The following is a 20,642-nucleotide window of genomic DNA, read 5'->3' on the forward strand; positions in this document are numbered from 1 at the left end:
GTAAAGACACCTATGCGCGCGATGGTCCTGGAAAAACAGAACGCCCCGCTGATCCTCCGTTATCTGCCGGACCCCGCCCCGGGGCCGGGCGAAGTGCGGCTCAGGGTGGAGGCCTGCGGTGTCTGTCGCACCGATTTGCATATTCTGGATGGCGAGCTGCCGCACCCCAAGCTCCCGCTGATACCTGGGCACGAGATCGTCGGCCGTGTCGACGCGCTTGGCGCGGGTGTAAAAAGCCTGACACTGGGCCAGCGGGCCGGGGTGCCTTGGCTTGGCCGCACATGCGGGACATGTCCGCATTGCCGTGCGCATCGCGAAAACCTCTGCGCCGCGCCTGAATTCACTGGCTACAGCCAAAATGGCGGATATGGCGAACTCTGTGTGGCCGACGCCGGATATGTCTTTCCTCTGCCCGAGGATGCAGACCCGGTGCAACTGGCACCGCTGCTTTGCGCCGGACTGATAGGATATCGCACGTTGACGCTCGCCGGTGCCGCCGACCATATCGGGCTTTATGGATTTGGGGCGGCGGCGCATATCCTGTGCCAGCTCTGCGTCTGGCAGGGCAAGAAGGTCTATGCCTTCACCCGGCCCGGCGACCAGTCGGCGCAGGCCTTCGCCCGTCGTCTGGGCGCGGTCTGGGCTGGCTCGTCCGAGGACCGCTCGCCCGAACCGCTGGATGCCGCGCTGATTTTTGCACCAGTCGGCGCGCTGGTTCCCAAGGCGCTGAAGGTGGTGCGCCGGGGCGGCAGCGTCGTGTCGGGCGGTATCCACATGAGTGATATACCTGCCTTTCCCTACGCAGACCTCTGGCATGAACGGATCATCCGCTCGGTCGCGAACCTGACGCGTGCCGATGGAGAGGAGTTTCTACCGCTGGCCATTGAGGCCGGTATCAAGACCGAAACCACGACCTATCCTCTGGAACAGGCCAATCTTGCGCTGGAGGACCTTCGCTCCGGTCGGTTCACCGGGGCCGCCGTTCTGGTTCCCTGATGCATGGGCCTGGTCCTGATTGCCAAGACAAAAGCGTGAATCTTGATCAGAGAGAACAGGCCGAAGCAACAGATCAGGGCCCCCAGGCCGGTATCGTTTCTGCAGGCGGCCCGCGCCTTTCGTTGCAGAGCGGTGAAGCCCACCATGCCGTACCCTCTTGTCCAGAGAGCAGGCCGAGATAAGAATGGAAATCATGCGCAAGATCCTGACGATCACCCTCAAACCGGCCGTTGATTATTCAACATCGACAAGCCATGTGACTGCCGGGCCGAAACTGTATTGCCGCCAACCGCAGATTGATCCCGGTGGCGGCGGGGTCAACGTTGCCCGAACGATTGTCAAGCTGGGTGGGCCTGTCATGGCGTTTGTTGTGGTTGGCGGAGCAATGGGCAATCGCCTGTTGCAGTTGTTGGCAGCAGAAAACGTCCCCGTTGAGCAATGCCGGATTGCCGCAGAAACCGGCTACAGCCTAGCGGTTACCGACGAAGAGACCGAAGAACAGTTTCGTTTTACTGTGCCCGGTGCGTCTGTTGATGAAAGTGACGCTCAAAAAATACTGGACCAGATCTCTGGCAAACTGGCAGGTGACGATTATGTCGTGCTCAGCGGTGGCATCCCCAATGGCCTAGCTGACACCTATCCGCAAGATGTGCAGGCAGCTGTTTCGCGGCGCAATGGGAGGTTGGTTGTCGACACATCCAAGGCACCGCTGTTGCGCCTGATTGAAGCCCCGGTTTCCCCTCTTGATGTCTTGAGGCTGGATCGCAGCGAAATCGAAAAGGCGGTTGCGCACCCGGTGCGGTCGATTTCCGACAATCTAGCCTATAGCGAACAGCTCGTGCGGCGCGGGGTTGCGAGGATTGTCGTGACAGGTCACGGCGCAGAGGGGTCAGTTATGGTTGCCGGACATCGAAGATTTTTCTGCCACGCCCCCAAAGTCCCCCAGCGCAGCAAAATTGGTGCAGGTGATGCTTTCGTAGGGGCCTTTACCCTCTCGCTTTCGCGTGGCGACAGGCCTGAACAGGCCCTCAGATGGGGCGTTGCAGCTGCTGCCGCTACAGTTGGCACCAAAGGCACCACCTTTTGCGACCTCTCCGAAACCAAGGCCCTATTGCCGCAATGCCGATTGGAGAATTGCTAGGATCACTGGCGCTGAACCCAACGATCAACACATCTCTTGATTGCTCAAACTTCCGGCGCGAAACCCCGATATCCGATGCAACCAATCTGCGCATCCTCATCCGCCAAATCTGATGATAAACTGGCAAATGACAATAGGATTATTGTCATTTGTACGCCTAGGGGGATACCTGGGAATCGATAACGCGCAGGGTTGCGGCCAGAATAGCGGATGAAAGGGACGCCCCCTTGCCAACCCCGATATATTCGTCACTGTCCCGTGAGACATTCTCACGCAATGTGCAGCGCCAATGACCGTCAGGCTCCAGCGCATCGCCCCGTAGCAGGATGCTCCAACCCGGCACCACCCGATCAACAAAGTGCAGCAGTTGCTCAACCGAGCACAACTCTGCCTCCGTCACCGCGAGATCCGGCCGCACCTTGCGGATCGCTTCAAGCACAGGGGCAACCTCAGCCTTGGTCAGTTGTGTCGCCACCGTCTCGATCCTCTCCGCCGCAGCCAGCAGTTTCATGTTCACGGGTCCCCTTGCCGCAATTTCGCATTGCCCTGCGAGAATGTGCCACGCGCCTGATCCCCTGCGCATTGACTGCCATCAATGACGGCGCGACCTCGCGTGTCACAGTTTGTTGCAAGACTGGCTGAGGAGCATGGAATTTGGACAAACACCTGGTCTGGTACGATGGACTGCGCCGTAGCGATATCGCAGTCGTGGGCGGCAAGAATGCGTCATTGGGCGAGATGATTTCGACCCTATCGGCCAAGAACATCCGAGTGCCAGACGGCTTTGCCACGACAGCCTGGGCTTATCGCGGCTTTATCGCGGCCAACGGTCTGAAACCTGTCATCACCAAGCGGATTGAGGCGCTGGAGGACGGACACACGACGCTGCATGAGGCGGGTGCGGCCATTCGAGCCGCGATCATCGCCGCCAAATGGCCCAAGGAAACAGCGGAAGCGATACGCGCCGCCTATCGAGAGCTCGCAAAACGCAGTGGTCAAAAAGAGCCATCGGTTGCCGTCCGGTCGTCCGCCACTGCCGAGGACTTGCCAGATGCGAGTTTCGCCGGACAGCAAGAGACCTTTCTAAACATCACCGGAGAGGCGGCGCTGCTTGATGCGTGCCGCCGGTGCTATGCCTCGCTCTTTACCGACCGGGCAATAAGTTACCGTCAACTCCTGGGGTTCGGTCGGACCGAAGTCGCCTTGTCGGTTGGCGTTCAGTTCATGGTGCGCTCTGACATCGGCAGTTCAGGTGTCATGTTCTCGATAGACACAGAGACCGGGTGTGACCGTTTCGTGCTGATAAATGGTGCCTGGGGGTTGGGAGAGAACGTTGTTCAAGGCGCGGTGAACCCGGATGAATTCCAGGTTTTCAAGCCCTTCCTGGACGATGCCGACCGACTGCCGATCATTGCCAAGACCCTGGGCACGAAGGAGATCAAGATGATCTATGGCCGGTCCGACGAAGCCGCGACACGCAACGTGCCAACCTCGGTGGCTGAACGCGAGCGTTTCACATTGAGCGACGCCGAAGCCGTGGAACTGGCCCGATATGCGAAGATCATCGAGGCGCATTACGGTGTCGCCATGGACATGGAATGGGCAAAGGACGGCGAGACCGGTGATTTGTTCATCGTTCAGGCGCGCCCTGAAACTGTACAATCACGCAAGTCTGGGGCGGTGTTCCAGTCATTCAACGTCACACCCGCTGGCAAGCTGATAGTACAGGGGCTGAGTGTCGGGGATGCAGCCGCCATGGGCCGAGTTTGCCTGATCCGCTCAGCGCAGGAGATCGACCGCTTCGTTGATGGCTCGGTGCTTGTCACCTCGACCACCGACCCCGATTGGGTGCCGATCATGAAACGTGCCGCTGCCGTTGTCACCGACCACGGCGGACGAACATCGCACGCTGCCATCGTCAGCCGAGAACTGGGAGTTCCGGCAGTTGTCGGCACAGGCAACGCAACTCATATACTGCACGAAGGTCAGGACGTTACCGTCTCTTGCGCCGAAGGGGAAACTGGGGCGGTCTATGATGGGCTCGGACAGATCGAGGTCAGCGACATCTCGCTTGACGACGTGCCACAGACGCAGACCGGCGTGATGCTGAATATCGCCAATCCTTCGGCCGCCGCCCATTGGTGGCGTCTCCCTGCGGACGGCGTCGGGTTGGCCCGGATGGAATTCTTGATCAGCAACGAAATAAAGGTGCACCCGCTCGCGCTGCTGAAGCCCGAGCAGGTGACGGACGCGGCTGAGTTCCGTGCCATTACAAAACTGATGAAGGGATATCAGGACGGCCCCAGCTATTTCACACAGCGGCTGGCTATGGGCCTGGCGCGGATTGCCTCTGTCTGGCATCCGAAACCGGTGATTGTCCGGTTGAGCGACTTCAAGTCGAATGAATACGCCGACCTTCTGGGCGGTCGTCATTTCGAACCATCAGAAGAAAACCCGATGATCGGCCTCAGAGGTGCCGCGCGCTATTATTCGGCTTTCTACCGCGATGCCTTTGCGCTGGAATGCGCCGCACTAAAGCGGTTGAGGGACGACATGGGCTTTACCAACGTCATCGCGATGGTGCCCTTCTGTCGTTCCCCCGAAGAGGCGGACAAGGTGCTGGAAGTAATGGCCGCAAATGGCCTTCGACGTGGAGAGAATGGTCTCGAAGTCTACGTGATGACCGAGATCCCATCGAACGTGATCCGGGCCAAGGAGTTTGCCGCGCGGTTTGACGGCTTCTCCATCGGATCAAATGATCTGACCCAACTTACGCTGGGCGTTGATCGCGATAGCGAAGCGCTGGCCGATGTGTTCCGCGAGCGTGACCCGGCGGTGCTCTGGATGATCGAAACCGCCATTCTGCGTGCACACGAGGCAGGACGGAAGGTCGGGCTCTGCGGTCAGGCGCCCAGCAATGACCCGAATTTCGCGCGCCTGCTGGTAAGCGCCGGGATCGACACGATCTCGGTGACGCCGGACAGTTTTTTGAACGTCAAACGCAATGTGGCGCAGGCCGAGAAGGATAACGTCAGCAATGATCAGGCTTGATTGCTCTGGTTTAAGGAAGATCAGCGAAACCGCTTAAAGATCATTTCGAACGGCCATTTGATAGCTCTCTGAAGGCGCGCTCCATTTCGGGGAGGGGAAAGAAAACCTGTCTTCACACATCAAGATGGATTTCACGGGCCTATCAGGCGGTCATCTTCTGTGCGCCAAAGGGCGACGCCCTATCTTCAATGAGCCGCAACGTTTCGGACTGCACGATAATATCAGCGCATCGTGAAAGACCCTTGAACTGTCGTTTGAAATTTTTCCGTGTCGTGACAAACGGAAACGCAACGCCAGGGACATCTTGTGCGTCGAGCCTGGCGAACACCAGCCGCGTACGGTCCAACGCTTCTTTCACCGCCTGCATCCGAAGCACGATGCGTTCTGGTGTATATTGCGCGGAGGGCCGGAATTCGGGAATATAGGAGACGGATGCCACGCTGAGGTGTGCCTTGAACCAAAGCGCAACATCTATCGCAGACTGCAATTGCGCCTCTCCCTCCGGCGAACCGTCAAACCATGTCAGCCCCGTCTGGACCAACATCACACTGCCTCTGATTTTGTCGCGCTCGTGGCGGCAAATGCACTGTTCATCGCCATAGCAGCCGTTTCCTCCAACTGCTGCTGGATGTCAGCTGTCGCGGCGCGAGCACCATTCGCATAAAGTTCGGTCAATCGGTCGACCTCCTCTGAGTAATCTCGCTGTGCAGCCTGATAGAATGCGGCCCACGCCGCCCAGGCTTCGGCAGGATCCTTCCGGTCCGCAAGGTCAGTGGCCAGTTCGCGATCCCGTTCCAGCCGTCGGTTCAGGAATTCAAGATACTCCTGGTTCATCCGAACCACCTGCTGCCATCCGCTTGCCTGAACCTTAGCTATGGCTCCGCAAAGCTGGAAAAAATCAAGCGGAGAGTTGAACGGTGACGCCGTTTCTCCATTCGGGCGCGCTCTGCGCTCCTGTTTTGTCTTGGTCATCGGTTTCCTCCTTTTTCGCGAGTCGAACTTTGCGGGATGCAGTTTCTCACGCATTGACGGCGGACAACACGATACCGTCATTCAAGACCAGAGGATGAAAAATTCGCTACGAACGGACAGCCGTTGATTACAGTCAATGAAGACTCGGCATTTCCAATGCACAATGCCCGACCATGTCTTTTTACTGGAGGAAGAAATCATGGAACGGATGCATTTTCAGGATGGTATCACGCTCGTTGCTGGTGTCGTACTTGTTGCTACCCCCTTCGTTTTCGCGATCACGCCGCCGGAGGGTATGAGCCTGACGCTGCTGATCGCCAACTTCGCGATCGCGGGTGTCGCCGCCATCATTCTCGGTGCGGCCGCTCTCTTCTATTTCAGGAAATGGGAAGAGTGGCTCGACATCGTGCTTGGTGTCTGGCTCGTGGCCTCGCCATGGGTCTTGGGATTCACCTATTCGCCAATGGCCATGTGGATTGCGTTTGCCTGCGGCATTGTGATCGCTGCCATGGGGATCTGGAGAACCGTGGAGGAGAATGGCGAACATGCCTACTGACACCCTATGCGACATTCCCGTGCCCGGCCCGCTTGCTCGGAGGCTGACACTCCAGAGCGCTCAGGTGAGCTAGAGAGATTGCAACCTAGGCACCGCACCATGGGAGCCTGTGCTTGATAGTCCGCAAGCGCTTTCCCGACTGTGGCGCCATGCATCTTGACGGCATCGACAGGGTCATCAACGGCGGACCGAGAAGACAACTTTGATCGTTTTGGCCCGTTCCATCGTCCCCCGGTTGGCAGCACCAGTGTCAGCCACCGCCGCTCTGCCCCCATTGACGCCACGCAATGTCATAAACCGCGTAACATGCGATGATTGGGCGACATTACGCATCGACGATGGAGCAAGGAGCAATGGCAGACAAAATCGTTGTGGCAACAGGCGGCCCTATGCGGGACGTACCGCTTGGTCGCCTGCCACAACAGCCACTGCACCACGCCAACTGCAAGGTGGTCATCGCACCCTGAGACAAGCACTGGAGGCAACAATCCGCATGATTACGGACAGACGTGAGGCCGGTCAGAGACTGCTGAAACACCTGGGGCAGCTTGATCCCGAAAACACAGTCATTCTGGCGCTACCGCGCGGCGGGTTGCCCGTTGCCGACGTGATTGCAGACGCGCGCGCCGTCCCCCTCGACATTGTGCTTGTCCGCAAGGTTGGCGTTCCCGGACAGCCGGAACTTGCGGTTGCGGCGGTGACCGATGGCAATAACCCGAAAATCACGGTCAACGAGGATGTGGCGCGGATGACCGGGCTCGACCATGCTGACATCGCCCGGCTTGCCGAGCGCGAATTGCCAGAAATACAGCGGCGACGCGACATTTACCTAAATGGACGTCCGCACGTGCCACTTGCGGGAAAGATCGTGGTTGTCGTTGATGACGGCATAGCGACGGGGGCCACAATGCGCGCGGCACTGCAATTGGTCCGCGATGCAGATCCGGCACAGGTTATCGCGGCAATTCCCGTTGGGTCGGCGGCAACGATTGCGGCGCTTGAGGATGACTGCGACGAAGTAATCTGCCTTGAATGCCCGGCTGAATTCCGTGCGGTTGGGATGCATTACCGCGATTTCGGGCAGGTTTCAGATGCAACCGTGTCCAAAATCATCGAACGCCATGCCCATCGGCTGACTGACAGCGGCAGGTCCCATGGTGACGTGATGTCATGACGGGTACGGGCGCGTTTGAGAGAAACTCCAGGTCTCAAGAAACCGCAGGGCGGGGGGTCATCACGGCGATCCGCGGGGCGGTGGTTGAGGCGCGTTTTCCAGGCACAGCACCAACGATCAATACGCAGCTGTTTGCCGGGCCGGACCGCAAATCGGTGATCGAGGTTGCCGGCCTGATTGATATGCATACCATTCAAGGCCTGCTCTTGAATCCCGCCGAACGTATCGCGCTTGGCATGGAGGTCGTCGACAGTGGCGGCCCACTGATGGCCCCGGTTGGACCCGGGCTGCTTGGCCGGATGATCGATGTTTTTGGTGCGCCGCTCGACCGCAAGGGGCCGATCAAGGATGTTGAATACCGGGCTATCCACCGCCCGCCGGTCCCGTTTGCCCACCGCCGTCCCGGCGGTGAGATCTTCCAGACCGGCATCAAGGCCATTGATCTGCTTTCGCCAATCGAGCGCGGCGGCAAGGCCGGTCTCTTCGGTGGTGCCGGCGTCGGCAAGACAGTGCTGATCACAGAGATGATCCACAACATGGTCACCGAATACGAAGGCGTGAGCCTGTTCTGCGGCATCGGCGAGAGAAGCCGTGAGGCCGAAGAACTCTACCGTGAAATGCAGGCGACCGGCGTGCTGGACGGGGCCGTTCTGGTTTTCGGCCAGATGAATGAAAGCCCCGGCGCCCGTTTTCGTGTGGCGCATACGGCCCTGACCATAGCCGAGCATTTCCGCGACAAGCTGAATCGCGATGTAATGGTGTTGATCGACAACATTTTCCGCTTTGTCCAGGCAGGGGCGGAGGTCTCAGGCCTGCTGGGGCGCATCCCTTCGCGCGTGGGATACCAGCCGACACTGGGTACAGAACTTGGTGAGCTGGAAGAGCGCATCTGCAACACCGAAGCGGGCGCCGTCACCTCGATCCAGGCAGTCTATGTCCCAGCCGACGACTTCACTGATCCGGCCGCGACGCATGTATTTTCGCACCTCTCCGCTTCAGTGGCGCTTTCGCGCAAGCGGGCCAGCGAGGGGCTCTACCCCGCCATCGACCCGCTGAAATCCACCTCCAAGATGCTGACGCCCGGCACCGTGTCGGACCAACACTACCGTATCTCGCGCGAGGTGCGGCGCGTGCTTGCGGAATACGAGGCGCTGGCGGACATCATCGCCATGCTGGGTATCGAAGAGCTGACCGAGGCTGACCGCGCCACGGTGGCACAGGCCCGGCGGCTGGACCGTTTTCTGACCCAACCGTTCTTTTCCACCGAGCAGTTCACCGGATCGGCGGGCCGGTTTGTGACGCTGGACGAAACCCTCGCAGGGTGCGAACGGATCCTGTCGGGCGAGGTCTCCGGCCTGCCCGAAAGCGCGTTCTACATGGCCGGCACTATCGACGAGGTTACCGAAAGGCAGGCGCCATGAAGCTGACAGTCTTGACCCCAGAGGCCCAGGTGTTTCACGGCGATGTTGCCAAGGTAACGGCCGAGGCCACGAATGGCGCATTCACCCTGCTGCCACGGCATATAGACATGACAGCTCCGCTGGTCGCTGGTGTGCTGCTATGTGATCGCATGGACGGCAAGACGCAGTATTTCGGCATCGACGAAGGCATTCTCGTAAAATGCGCGGATGATGTAACGGTCGCGGTTCGGCGCGCCTTGCCGGGACGCGACCTGGCCGAACTACGACGGCGGGTGCAAGCGGAATTTGTCACCTTCGACGAAGAAGAAATGGCTGCACGCAGCGCACTGGCCCGTCTGGAGGCGGGCGTGCTGAGGCGCATACTCGAACTGGAGCGTCGATAGTGTGCGCACAGGAACAAGAGAAGGCGGACGCCATAGCACGCAAGGCCGAACGCAAGCAGCAGGCCGAGGAAAGTGGCAAGCGCCGCACCTTCTGGTTTGGGATGGGCATGTTCGGGCTGGTTGGCTGGGCTGTGGCGGTGCCGACGCTCCTGGGGGTCGCCCTGGGCGCATGGCTGGATCGCGCAGCACCGGGAGAGTTTTCCTGGACGCTCGCGCTACTGCTGGGCGGCGTCGCATTAGGGTGCATCAACGCCTGGTGGTGGGTCAGCAAGGAGAGCGGAAACGATGACTGACGCATGGGCCCTTGGAGCAAGTCTATTGCTGTCGCTGTTGCTGGGCGCGGGTTTCGGGGCGCTGTATTTCCGGCTGTTGTGGCGCGCTTCGCAGGATCTGACCGGGCTGCGTGGCGCGCCGGGCAACAGGCAACAGATTGGCGCTACGCGCCTGTTTCTCGGCTTTGCCATGCGCATGACCCTGACGCTGGTGGTTCTGGTATTGGCGCTGGCAGCAGGCGCGGAGGCCGCACAGCTGCTGGCAGGCGTTCTTGGCTTTGGCCTTGTTCGTCACATCACAGCCGGACGGCAAAGGCGAAGGGAATAGGCCATGGGACTGACCCCCGACACATGGATAGTCGTGATGCTTGGCCCGGTGCCGATCAATGCGACGATCTTTTTTACCTGGGTCGTGATGGCGCTGCTCGTGCTTTCCGCCCTGGTGGTGCGCCTGCGCCTTTCGCAGACCGGCGATCTCACAGCGGCCCAAAACTTCTGGGAGGCGCTCGTCGAGACCATGCGCACCCAGATCCGCGAGGTCAGCGGCCAGGAGCCAGGCCCCTATTTGCCCTTCGTAGGTACGCTTTTCGTATTCATTGCGGTGTCGAACATACTGGCGGTGGTGCCCGGTTTCCAACCTCCCACCGGCTCGCTCTCGACCACCACGGCGCTGGCGATCTGCGTGCTGATCGCGGTGCCGCTCTTTGGGTTGGCGCGCAGGGGCGTTGGCACCTATCTGCGCTCGTACATTCAGCCGACACCGCTGATGGCGCCTTTCAACATTATTGGCGAAATATCACGCACGCTGGCGCTGGCGATCCGGCTATACGGAAACGTCATGAGCGGCACCGTGATCGCCGGAATTCTGATCTCGATTGCCCCTTTCTTCTTTCCGATCCTGATGCAGCTTCTGGGGCTGCTGACCGGGGTGATCCAGGCCTATATCTTCGCCATCCTCGCGATGGTCTATATCGCATCGGCAACGCATGAGCACCACGGCGCCGATGCCGCGAAAGGAGACTGACATGACCGACGCGACCCTGATCGGGCTAATATCCATCCTCACCGCCGGGCTGACCATCGCCATCGGTTCGATTGGACCGGCACTTGGCGAAGCGCGGGCCGCCGCTCAGGCACTGGCTTCGATCGCCCAACAACCGGACGAGGCCAACACGATCACCAGAACCCTGTTCGTCAGCCTCGCGATGATCGAATCCACCGCGATCTACTGTTTCGTCGTTGCGATGATCCTGATTTTCGCCAATCCGTTCTGGGATGCCGCGATGCAGGCGGGGACCGCAGCAGGAGGCTAGGTGATGCAAATCGACTGGATCACCGTCGCCGCCCAGATCGCGAACTTCCTGGTGCTGGTTTGGCTGCTTCAGCGGCTGCTCTATCGGCCCATCGTTCGGGCCATGCGGAACCGGGAGGCGGCGATCAGCGACCGGTTCGCTGAGGCCGAAAAGCGCGAGGCCGAGGCCGCCAGGGAAGCCGAGACACTGAAACAGCAACAGTTGGGGCTCCAACAGCGGCGCGCGGCGATGCTGGCACAGGCTCAACAAGAGGCGCAGGACCTGGAACAAAGACTGGAAGCAAAAGCGCACGAGCGCGTTGCTGCGCAGCGCGCCGCCTGGCAAAGGCAGGTCGACCGAGAGACGGCAGCCTTCCTTGTTGATCTTCGGCGCGAAGTAGCAGGGCATGTTGGGCGGGTGGCCCGCCGGGTTCTGGGCGATCTGGCCGACGTGCGTCTGGAAGAGGCGATGGCCGACACTTTCATCACCCGGCTGAACGGGCTGACAGGCAAGACGCTCGATAATCTGCGCGCCGAGGCCGAGGCCGGCGGCAGGATCACCGTGACCAGCGCCTTCGATCTGCCCGATCCGGTGCGCAACCGTTTGCGCAAAGCGGTGTGTGCGGTCCTGCACGAAGAGGCGCAGCCCGATTTTCTGCGCGACGCACAGATCGGCTGTGGGATCCAGCTGAAGGTGCGCGGCCAGACCCTGCACTGGAACGTGAATGCCTATCTCGACGATTTGGAAAAGGAAATCGGCGCGTGGATGGGCCGCGAGGACGGACAGGAGGCTGCGGAATAGCCATGGGAGTATTCGACGGCATCGCAAAGGACCTTCTGGCCACGCTCGACAGTGGGCTCGACGCCTACGACGCGCGCCTGCGCAGTGAACAGATCGGCACGGTTGTCCGGGTGGGCGCAGCAGTTGCGGATGTTGAAGGGTTCACTGAACTGGGCGCAGACGAGCTGATTGCCTTTCCCGGCGGGCTTATGGGCGCTGCCCTGGATATTGACGAAAAACGCGTCGGGGTGATCCTGCTTGACCCGGCCGCAGCGCTGGCCGTCGGAAGCGAGGCACGGCCTACCGGCCGCGCCATCGACGTTCCCGTGGGGCAGGCGCTTCTGGGGCGGGTCGTTGACGGGCTTGGCCATCCCATCGACGAAGCCGGCCCGCTGCGTGCGACAGAGTGTTGGCCGGTCGACCGCCCAGCCCCGGCGATCCTTGATCGTGCCCCGGTTGAAGTCCCGCTGCAAACCGGGGTCAAGGCCGTGGACGCCGCCATCCCCATTGGGCGTGGCCAGCGCGAATTGATCATCGGCGACCGTCAGACCGGCAAGACCGCCATCGCCGTCAGCGCCATGCTCAACCACCAGGCAGGGCGGCCCGGCGGTCAGGGACCGGCTGCGAAACCGGGGCTCTGCGTTTATTGCGCCGTGGGGCAGCGCGCCTCGGCGGTTGCGCGCGTCATCGACACGCTTCGCCGCGCGGGCGCGGTGGAACGCACCGTGGTCGTGGTGGCAGGCAGCGAGGACACGCCGGGACTGCAGTTCATCGCCCCCTATGCCGCCACTTCGATAGCCGAGTTCTTCATGGCTCGCGGCGAGGATGTCCTTGTTGTCTATGATGATCTCACCCGCCATGCCCGCGCCTATCGCGAGCTGTCGCTGCTATTGCGCCGACCGCCAGGGCGTGAAGCCTATCCCGGCGATATCTTCTATATTCATTCGCGGCTTCTTGAGCGTGCGACCCATCTGCGCCCCGAACGGGGCGGTGGGTCGCTGACCGCCCTACCGATTGTCGAAACCCAGGCGCAGAACATCGCCGCCTATATCCCGACCAACCTGATCTCGATCACCGACGGTCAGATCTACCTGTCCCCGGTTCTGTTCGAAAAAGGCATGCTGCCGGCGGTTGACCTTGGGCGATCAGTCAGCCGGGTGGGCGCCAAAGCGCAGCTGCCCGCCTATCGCAGCGTTGCCAGCGATCTGTTTCTGTCCTTTGCCCAGTTCGAGGAACTGGAGGTGTTTTCGCGCTTTGGGACGCGCCTGGACAAAGCTACGCAGCTGAAACTCACACGCGGTCGCCGTGTACGCGAGGCACTGAAACAACGCGAGCAGGCGCGGCCAGCGCCCCCCGAACAGATCGCGGTGCTATTGGCCGCAACCCATGGCTTGATGGACGCACTGCCGCTAGATCGCGTGGCCGATGCCGAGCGAGCCATATCCCAGGCGATCCGGGAGACGGAGGCCCCGCTCTGCCGCCGAATTGAGAATGGCGAGTCTTTTGACGACGACGCGCGCACGGCCCTCATCTCGACCATCCGGCAGGCCCTTGCGCCATTGACACAGGAGGGCGGTAATGGAGACGCTTGAACTGCTTCAGCGCCGGATCGCCACGACGCGCGACCTGCAATCCATCGTGAAGACGATGAAGACACTGTCTTCGATCACGATCCGGCGCTGCGAGCGCGCGGCCCAAGCGGTGCGCGCCTATGACGAAACCATCGACCATGGCCTGCAGATCGTTCTACGCGACAAGGAAGTCGCCGATGCCGCCATTGCCGCCTCTGAGGCGGAGCGGAAGACCGGGCCTATGGGGCTGATCGTGGCAGGGTCGGACCACGGGTTCTGTGGTCGGTTCAACAAAGTTGTCCTGAATGCCGCCTTGGAAAATATCCTGTCTGGCCAAGCCGAAAATGTCGCTCTGGCCGCGATCGGCACCCGCGCCGCCGAATTGCTGGCAGGCACCGGCCATACACCGGACGTGATTCATGCCACGCCAGGTTCGGTCGAGGGACTGCGCGCGTCGACACGCAACCTGCTGGCCCTGGCCGATCACTGGCGCACGCAGCGAGGCATCGCCCGGCTGCGCATTGTCCACGCCGTCCAGACACCAGAGTCCCCTGCCCGCCCGGTGACCATGTCGCTGTTACCGGTCTCGCCCGCCTATCTGTGCCATCAGGCCAACCGGAAATGGCCGTCGCGGCACCTGCCCATCTATACCGAAGAGCGCAATATCGTTCTGACCTGCCTGATCCGCGAGCATGTCTTCGTCCGTATCTTCCGTGCTCTGGCTGAAGCGCAGGCCTCTGAACATGCCTCGCGGCTGGCTGCCATGCAATCCGCCGAAAAGGGCATAGGTGACCGGCTGGCTGAAATGAACAGCGCGTTCCGGTTTCGGCGCCAAGAGCAGATTACCAGCGAAATGCTGGACGTGCTGGCAGGGGCAACCGCGCTAGACAAGCGGTAGAAGCCGCCGCGTTGGGTAGGAACTGATCCCAAGGTTTCAAAGTGCCAGATAAGAAAAGCCCGCAGTGGCCGTTGTCCGGCGTCAATGCCACCGCAAGGCAAGTCAGAGATGCTGGAGGCGCAACCCTGTTGAAAAAAAGGAGAGCGCAACATGATACGCACAGCCGCAGTCCTGGCCATTTTGCTCTTGGGAACCGGAGCGCCATTGCAAGCCCAGGGGCCGACAGAACAGCCCCATCCTTGGGAACCCGTGATAATCGAACCGATGGAGCGGGAGTTCTTGAATTCCTGTGCGTCCTGCCACGGAAGGGACGGAACGGGCGCGGGCTTTCTGACGCGCCTGTTTCGCGGTATCGACCCTGGTGACTTGACCCAGCTTTCGGCCCGCAATGATGGCACATTCCCGATGGAACGCATCTTTTCGGTCATCGATGGCCGAACCGAAGTCGCCGCACATGGCGATCGCCAGATGCCAGTCTGGGGTGATCGGTACATGGATGCCGTCATGTCTGAATACGGACCGGATGAAATCAACGAAACCCGGGTGCGCAACCGCATCTATGAACTGGTCCACTATCTGCAATCAATACAGGCAGTCGACGCAGAGCCAGAGAACTAACATTGTCATCGTGCCTGCACCGACCTGATCCGGCAAGGTGATGCCGCTGTGGCCGATGATCACGCTGCCCCCATGCCCACCAAGACCCGCGCCGCGCGGATCAGCACCATCGGGTCCAGATCGGTGCGCGCGACAGGCGGCGGCGGATCGGCCTTTCCGGTCAGGCTTGCCACGGCGGTGCGCGCGGATCGCACAGATTACTCCACGGTAAAGACGCAGTCGCGGGGCAGTTCGACATATTGCCCGATCACCGCGAAGTTCCGGGCACCCTGGGGGCGCACGTCAGGGCGGTCGCCGAGGATGCGCGGCATGAACTGGCTGGTGATGAAGGGCATCCGGCAGGGCACGCAGCGGGCGTCTTTGAACCATTTCCTCCGTGCAGCCTTAAGGTTCAGGTGCCCACAGAGTTCTTCGATGATCTCGTTGCCCGTGGCCTCCCACATCGGTTTGGACACGAAATCGCCCTTGCGATCACCGCGCAGCCCATAGCCCCAAAAGACATATGTGCCATGTTTTTGCCCGCAGAAATGCGGCTGATGGATGAGCACGATAGAAAGCGTCCAGCCCGACGCAGCAAAGGTGATCAGCCCGCCCGTGCCCGTGCGATTGTTGGTGAAATCCTCCATGAATTCAAAGAAGTCAGGGCTGTCCATCGTAACGGAGAAGGAATGCCAGGCGGTCTTGCTTATGTCGCCGCAGAAGGCTTCGGGGTTACCCAACCCTTCATGCTCTGCCGCAAGGCTGCGCCAAAGCGCCCATGCACCGCCTTCGTGATCGTCGCGACTGGGCGCCTTGGTGTTTGACCCCAGAACCGACCCTTCGGTCATGGACCCCAAGGTGAGATAAACGCGGTCTGCCTCGCTGATCGGCACCCTTTCGTCACCAGCGAGGACCAGCGCGACAACGCGGCGATCCTGCCGGGTACCCTCGATCCTTACGTTGGCGACCTGCCCGCCGGTCGCAATCTGAACGCCCCTTTCCTGAAGCCAGGTCACAATCGGCCCAATGAGCGAGTCATACTGGTTGTAGCGCGTCCGCAAGATCCCGGCGATCCGGCTGAACCCGGGAAACAGGTGGATGAAGCGTCGCAGATAGCGCCGCATCTCAATGAGCGAATGCCAGGGTTGGAACGAAAACATAGTGGCCCACATCAGCCAGAAATTGCTATCGAAGAATTCGGGCCGGAACCAATCATCGATCTTGCGCGCGCCCAATGTGCGTTCCGGATGCAGCAACAGCCGGTTGATGTCGACGATGTCGTGAGCGCCAAGCGTGAGATCGTAGCGATCCTCGGCGGGCTTTCCGTCACGCACCAAGCGGCAATTGGATGAACCGGGCACCATCTTGTTGAAGGCCCGGATGTCTTGGCTGACCGTCAAGCCCGGATCGTCGGCAGAGGGGATCGTATCGAGCAGGTCGAAGGTGCAGGCGAAGTGGTCTTCGAACATCCGACCGCCACGAACCACGTAGCCGGATTCGGCTGCACCCGCGCCATCCAGCGACCCGCCGACGACGTCGCGTTGTTCGTAGATCCGGATACTCTTGCCCGCGACCCCGGCATCGCGGATCAGGAATACTGCCGTGGCAAGGCCGGCGATGCCGCCGCCGACGATATGGTGCTGCCCTTTGGCGTCGTCGCTCGGCATGGCGCGAGGCTCCTGTTCACTCTGGTTCCGCTCATCCTGGACAATCTGCCCGTATGCCTTGACCAGGATCAATGGCGAAGGTCGGGTTATCCGTCTGTCCCGCCAAAGAGCTTCACCCGCATCAACTTTGCAACGTCATGCAGGCTGTCGGATCGGTCTGATTGCTGGCCGCCACCCGACAGGCGCTTGATCCTGCACGGTGAGACGTTGAAATACCTGGCGATCTCATCGTCACTCAGCCCAAGGTCGCGAAAGGTCGCAACCGCCCGTTCGGGATGCCGACCGAGCAGATCTTCGGCATCGTCTCGGCAATTCTGGTATTCGGTATGCCGCATTGGAAAAAGAACCCACGGTTTACTCTCAGAGGCGAGGACCGATGGGTCATCCGCTTTGAGTGCCGCATCATCATCAAATCTCGTCATTGCGTAACCCCCTCCAAAAGTAGAAACCAGATGGAGTATGGCGATTCTCAGATTCGCCACATTGTCAGTCGTCAATCGGGATGGTTTCCCGCGCCGTTGGACCATGTTACGTTGGCCATATTCCGCATATCGACGCGCATCGGTTGCCCGGAGATGCCCCCAGTCAATCAAACCGCACGTATTTGACAACCGTCTCAGAAATGAACGTACCGCAAGCCAATGTAGCTGCGCTGCACCCGATAAGCCTGGCTTTGGCGTCTATGGCGGGTATTTTCAGGATTTGACGATGCCGTGTGTTCCGCCATCGGGGAGGAGGTCACGGATAAGGGGAGGCAACATCTGGCAGGATTGGATGGTGCCACCGTTCACGTTTCGCTTTCGTTGTCATCGTTTTTGCGCGACAGCGGCCTGACCACGGATACGACCGATTTCAGACAGGTCTCGATTTCCTTGAAATCGAGCACCTCCTTGCCCTCCAACTCGTCGATCAGCGCACGGACCTCTTTTTCGTGGCGGGTGATGATGCCGGTCGCCTCTGCCTCGGCATCTTTGAGAAGCATTGATACTGCATTGTCGACCCGGGCGGCGGTTTCGTCGGCATGTTCGCGCGGCTGGGCCATTGACTGGCCGAGGAAGGGATGGTCCTCACTCTGACGTAGGTCCACCGGGCCTATGTCGTCGCTCATACCCCACCGGGCAACCATCGAGCGGGCCAATTCTGTGGCGCGTTTGATGTCGTCGTCGGCACCGGAGCTGACAGTACCAAGCAGGTGTTTTTCTGCCGCGCGCCCCGCCAGCAGGATGGTCAACTGGCTTTTCAGGTAATTCTCGGGCAGGGTGTGATGCTCCTCACGCTCGAGCATGTGTGTGCCGCCCAGGCTGCGCCCGCGCGGAATGATCGTCACCTTGTAGAGCGGATCGGCCCCCGGTGTATAAAATGCCGCCGCTGTATGACCCGCCTCATGCACGGCCAGACGGTGTTTTTCCTCGGGCTGGATTGCCAGCGTGCGCACGGTACCCATCATCACCTTGTCGCGGGCCTCCTGAAGGTCCGCCATGGTGATGGAGGCCGCGCTGCGTCGGGCGGCCTGGATCGCGGCCTCGTTCAGCAGGTTTTTCAAATCGGCGCCTGAAAATCCCGGCGTGCCATCAGCGATCGCACCCAGATCCGCAGGATCGGCAAGCGGCAGTACCCTGGCATGGATGTCGAGGATTGCCCGCCGATCCAACCGGTCGGGCAGATTGAGCACAACATGCCGATCAAAGCGTCCGGGGCGCAGAAGAGCAGGGTCAAGCACATCGGGTCGGTTGGTCGCGGCCAATACCACTACTGCCTCTTTACCCTCGAACCCGTCAAGCTCAGCCAGAATCTGGTTCAGCGTCTGTTCGCGCTCATCATGGCCGCCGCCAAGCCCAGTACCCCGGGTGCGGCCGATGCTGTCCAACTCGTCGATGAAGATGACCGACGGGGCAGCATTGCGCGCCGCCTCGAACATCTTGCGCACACGGCCGGCACCGACACCGACAAAAACCTCGATGAACTCGGAACCCGATGTCGAGAAGAACGGAACATCAGCCTCGCCCGCCAGCGCTTTGGCCAGAAGCGTCTTGCCGGTACCGGGAGCGCCCATCAAAAGCACCCCATGCGGCACTTCGGCGCCCACGCGTTGAAAGCGTTCGGGTTCGCGCAGAAACTCGACCAGTTCGGCCACCTCCTTCTTCGCCTGGTCCTGACCGGCCACATCGGCGAAGGTTGTCCTAGTTCCGCTTTCGTTGGGCTTGGAAAACCGTCCGCTGAACAGCCCCCCCAACCCGCCCGGGCCAAGGCCGCCCGCACCAAATCCGCCTCCCATCTGGCTCAGCATCCGCCGCTGGAACCAGAAATAGACCGCGAGGATCAGAACCCACGGCAGGAGATAGCTGAGAACCGACACCCGCCGGGGTTCTTCGGCGGTGATCTTGACGCCATGCGTCTCCAGCAGCGGCAGAAGCTCGGGATCGCCCTGTGAAGGTGTCACTGCGCGGAACCGCGGCGGCGCTGCGGCAACGTCATCCTCACCCGAGACCGTTATCGCGTGCTCCTCCAGAAGCGCCTGACCAATTTCACCGTTTCGGATCATCTGCTTGATTTCACTGTAGGAAACGATCTGAATGCTGGAATCAACACTGGTGAGTGAGGCAAACGCATAAGCCGCAAGAATTAGTGCCCAGAGAGCAAAAATCATCCGCCGCATCTGGGGATCATCGGTTGGCGGTTTGCGAGACGGAGAGTTTGACATTCGCGATCCTTCCTGACTTCGTCCGGTGTCGCGGCAATGACGGCCAATTTAACCGGTCCCGAGTGAATAAGACATAGGACGCCTGGGTTTCGATACAGTCCGGTGGCGGCTCATTCGGCCAGGGCCACCCTTTCTTGAGGAATTCGCGTTTGCCCTTCAGCGACAGGTCAACCGGATCGCATTCCGTTTGAGCCAGGGTGCCGACGGGCAATGACATGTGGCCTACGCCTATTCCCAAAGTTCCTGAACAGATTTGCGCATGGCGTGCTTGACCTGCTCGAATTCGCCCCAGGATACATGCCGACGCAAAAGGTCGATGACCGCCGCCACTGCCCGGTCCGGCTCCTCCAAAGGATCCCTCTGAAACCGCGATGCGACCCGTTCGATCAGGTCACTTTTGTTGCGTGGCTTGGCTGGGGTTTTTGAAGGGTTCCAACCTTCAAAGTAAACGCCGCGCACCAGCACCGGAAGCTGCGCTGCAAGATCTGCGGCTTCATCAACCGTCAGAAAATCACGAATGGCGTGCAACGTTTCGTGTAGAAGCATGTATGCCCGTGGCTTTGAAAAACCGAGATCATCGCAGAGTTCATTCAGCCATTCGGCAAAAACCTGCGGGGCATGATCGAGCGTGGCGATACCGGTTGTGGACATGAAACACCTGTCGCTTGAATATCGTTGAACTTCATGATGGGTGGTAATCGCGCGCAGTGCATTGATGGCCGTCAATGCCGAGAGCGTCCCGGCCCGCGTTGACGGGATTTGCTTTTCTTTGCGCTCAACAGATCCGACAGGATGGTTCGACAGATTGCCCAGATCGGGGAATTCGAGATTTCCCGGCACGAGGAGCGCGAGGCACTGGAGGTGACAGGCGGTGCGCGCCCACGGTGCCCCGAAGTGCATGCCATCGCAACGCAGGATCTGATCACGAATGCGGCGATCTCGGCCTTTTCACACAGACCACTCTGGTCGACACCATCACCTTGACCGACAGCGTTGCCGCTGTTGCGGCAACCAGCGGCACCCTAGCCGACCGCATGCGCGTCCTGACATTTTCCCAGCTGATTACCGATACGATCAAGCGATTGCATCATCCGCTTGACGGCAGTCAATGAAACTGGCGCGCCATAGCCCCTATCATGTCCCCAAAACAAAGCTGAAAGGAGTTCCCAA

Annotated in this window: 24 protein-coding genes; 16 read left to right on the plus strand and 8 right to left on the minus strand. The window is 60.4% G+C overall.

The window, feature by feature from the left end:
• Positions 1-12: 12 nt before the first annotated feature.
• Together P2081_RS14740 and P2081_RS14745 are read left to right on the plus strand one after the other, a co-directional pair.
• The gene (locus P2081_RS14740; protein ID WP_278923625.1) at positions 13-996 is read left to right on the plus strand and encodes a zinc-dependent alcohol dehydrogenase family protein; all 984 of its coding nucleotides are present in this window, start codon (positions 13-15) and stop codon (positions 994-996) included.
• 193 nt (positions 997-1,189) lie between these two features.
• Complete coding sequence (locus tag P2081_RS14745) at positions 1,190-2,137, plus strand: 1-phosphofructokinase family hexose kinase (protein WP_278923626.1); 948 nt, start codon at positions 1,190-1,192, stop codon at positions 2,135-2,137.
• A gap of 157 nt (positions 2,138-2,294) precedes the next feature.
• Here the strand turns inward: P2081_RS14745 and P2081_RS14750 are convergent, their stop codons facing one another.
• Positions 2,295-2,648, minus strand: coding sequence for a hypothetical protein (locus P2081_RS14750; protein WP_278923627.1), 354 nt, complete (start codon positions 2,646-2,648; stop codon positions 2,295-2,297).
• 143 nt (positions 2,649-2,791) lie between these two features.
• Between P2081_RS14750 and ppsA the strand changes: the two genes are divergently transcribed.
• Positions 2,792-5,188: a phosphoenolpyruvate synthase gene (gene ppsA, locus P2081_RS14755; protein ID WP_278923628.1), complete on the plus strand. Its 2,397-nt coding sequence runs from the start codon at positions 2,792-2,794 to the stop codon at positions 5,186-5,188.
• Positions 5,189-5,330: 142 nt separating this feature from the next.
• On the opposite strand, the gene P2081_RS14760 is transcribed toward ppsA, so the two are convergent.
• Entirely contained in the window at positions 5,331-5,732 is a 402-nt protein-coding gene (locus P2081_RS14760; RefSeq protein ID WP_278923629.1) for an adenine nucleotide alpha hydrolase family protein, read from the minus strand.
• Positions 5,732-6,160 carry a phasin family protein gene (locus P2081_RS14765; protein ID WP_278923630.1) on the minus strand — a complete coding sequence of 143 codons (429 nt, stop codon included), beginning with the start codon at positions 6,158-6,160 and terminating at the stop codon, positions 5,732-5,734. Before P2081_RS14765 ends, P2081_RS14760 begins: the two co-directional genes overlap by 1 nt.
• A 199-nt stretch (positions 6,161-6,359) precedes the next feature.
• Here P2081_RS14765 and P2081_RS14770 point away from each other — a divergent pair, with 199 nt between their 5' ends.
• From P2081_RS14770 to P2081_RS14825, 12 genes are all read left to right on the plus strand, one after another.
• A complete protein-coding gene (locus tag P2081_RS14770; protein WP_278923631.1) occupies positions 6,360-6,716 on the plus strand; it encodes an SPW repeat protein in 357 nt (118 codons plus the stop codon).
• A 493-nt stretch (positions 6,717-7,209) separates the two neighbouring features.
• On the plus strand, positions 7,210-7,890 hold the full coding sequence (locus P2081_RS14775; RefSeq protein ID WP_278923632.1) for a phosphoribosyltransferase: 681 nt from the start codon (positions 7,210-7,212) through the stop codon (positions 7,888-7,890).
• Positions 7,887-9,311, plus strand: a complete 1,425-nt coding sequence (gene atpD, locus P2081_RS14780; protein ID WP_278923633.1) for a F0F1 ATP synthase subunit beta — start codon at positions 7,887-7,889, stop codon at positions 9,309-9,311. The genes P2081_RS14775 and atpD overlap by 4 nt, the downstream gene beginning before the upstream one ends.
• Positions 9,308-9,694 carry an ATPase gene (locus P2081_RS14785; RefSeq protein ID WP_278923634.1) on the plus strand — a complete coding sequence of 129 codons (387 nt, stop codon included), beginning with the start codon at positions 9,308-9,310 and terminating at the stop codon, positions 9,692-9,694. The genes atpD and P2081_RS14785 overlap by 4 nt, the downstream gene beginning before the upstream one ends.
• Positions 9,694-9,987 (plus strand): AtpZ/AtpI family protein, encoded by a 294-nt coding sequence (locus P2081_RS14790; protein WP_278923635.1) that lies wholly within the window; start codon positions 9,694-9,696, stop codon positions 9,985-9,987. The genes P2081_RS14785 and P2081_RS14790 overlap by 1 nt, the downstream gene beginning before the upstream one ends.
• The gene (locus P2081_RS14795) at positions 9,980-10,294 is read left to right on the plus strand and encodes an N-ATPase subunit AtpR (protein ID WP_278923636.1); all 315 of its coding nucleotides are present in this window, start codon (positions 9,980-9,982) and stop codon (positions 10,292-10,294) included. The genes P2081_RS14790 and P2081_RS14795 overlap by 8 nt, the downstream gene beginning before the upstream one ends.
• Positions 10,295-10,297: 3 nt before the next feature.
• On the plus strand, positions 10,298-10,990 hold the full coding sequence (locus P2081_RS14800) for a F0F1 ATP synthase subunit A (protein ID WP_278923637.1): 693 nt from the start codon (positions 10,298-10,300) through the stop codon (positions 10,988-10,990).
• A 1-nt stretch (position 10,991) separates the two neighbouring features.
• Positions 10,992-11,279, plus strand: coding sequence for a F0F1 ATP synthase subunit C (locus P2081_RS14805; protein WP_278923638.1), 288 nt, complete (start codon positions 10,992-10,994; stop codon positions 11,277-11,279).
• 3 nt (positions 11,280-11,282) lie between these two features.
• Positions 11,283-12,059 (plus strand): F0F1 ATP synthase subunit B family protein, encoded by a 777-nt coding sequence (locus P2081_RS14810; RefSeq protein ID WP_278923639.1) that lies wholly within the window; start codon positions 11,283-11,285, stop codon positions 12,057-12,059.
• A 2-nt stretch (positions 12,060-12,061) separates the two neighbouring features.
• Positions 12,062-13,630 (plus strand): F0F1 ATP synthase subunit alpha, encoded by a 1,569-nt coding sequence (locus P2081_RS14815; protein ID WP_278923640.1) that lies wholly within the window; start codon positions 12,062-12,064, stop codon positions 13,628-13,630.
• Positions 13,617-14,507: a F0F1 ATP synthase subunit gamma gene (locus tag P2081_RS14820; RefSeq protein ID WP_278923641.1), complete on the plus strand. Its 891-nt coding sequence runs from the start codon at positions 13,617-13,619 to the stop codon at positions 14,505-14,507. Before P2081_RS14815 ends, P2081_RS14820 begins: the two co-directional genes overlap by 14 nt.
• A gap of 150 nt (positions 14,508-14,657) precedes the next feature.
• Positions 14,658-15,125, plus strand: a complete 468-nt coding sequence (locus tag P2081_RS14825; protein ID WP_278923642.1) for a c-type cytochrome — start codon at positions 14,658-14,660, stop codon at positions 15,123-15,125.
• Between the two features lie 59 nt (positions 15,126-15,184).
• Here the strand turns inward: P2081_RS14825 and P2081_RS14830 are convergent, their stop codons facing one another.
• The 5 genes from P2081_RS14830 to P2081_RS14850 all read right to left on the minus strand — a co-directional run bounded on the left by P2081_RS14830 (position 15,185) and on the right by P2081_RS14850 (position 20,372).
• Positions 15,185-15,319 (minus strand): hypothetical protein, encoded by a 135-nt coding sequence (locus P2081_RS14830; protein WP_278923643.1) that lies wholly within the window; start codon positions 15,317-15,319, stop codon positions 15,185-15,187.
• A 3-nt stretch (positions 15,320-15,322) separates the two neighbouring features.
• Complete coding sequence (locus tag P2081_RS14835; protein WP_278923644.1) at positions 15,323-16,771, minus strand: oleate hydratase; 1,449 nt, start codon at positions 16,769-16,771, stop codon at positions 15,323-15,325.
• Positions 16,772-16,857: 86 nt separating this feature from the next.
• Positions 16,858-17,193, minus strand: coding sequence for a hypothetical protein (locus tag P2081_RS14840; protein ID WP_278923645.1), 336 nt, complete (start codon positions 17,191-17,193; stop codon positions 16,858-16,860).
• Between the two features lie 365 nt (positions 17,194-17,558).
• A complete protein-coding gene (ftsH, locus tag P2081_RS14845; protein WP_278923646.1) occupies positions 17,559-19,427 on the minus strand; it encodes an ATP-dependent zinc metalloprotease FtsH in 1,869 nt (622 codons plus the stop codon).
• A 273-nt stretch (positions 19,428-19,700) separates the two neighbouring features.
• The gene (locus P2081_RS14850; RefSeq protein ID WP_278923647.1) at positions 19,701-20,372 is read right to left on the minus strand and encodes a DUF2267 domain-containing protein; all 672 of its coding nucleotides are present in this window, start codon (positions 20,370-20,372) and stop codon (positions 19,701-19,703) included.
• On the opposite strand from P2081_RS14850, the gene P2081_RS14855 reads away from it, so the two are divergent.
• The gene (locus tag P2081_RS14855; protein WP_278923648.1) at positions 20,357-20,584 is read left to right on the plus strand and encodes a hypothetical protein; all 228 of its coding nucleotides are present in this window, start codon (positions 20,357-20,359) and stop codon (positions 20,582-20,584) included. The genes P2081_RS14850 and P2081_RS14855 overlap by 16 nt on opposite strands.
• The last annotated feature ends 58 nt before the right edge of the window (positions 20,585-20,642 follow it).

Origin of the sequence: Pseudophaeobacter profundi, from assembly GCF_029697505.1 — a bacterium.
Taxonomy (GTDB): domain Bacteria; phylum Pseudomonadota; class Alphaproteobacteria; order Rhodobacterales; family Rhodobacteraceae; genus Pseudophaeobacter; species Pseudophaeobacter profundi.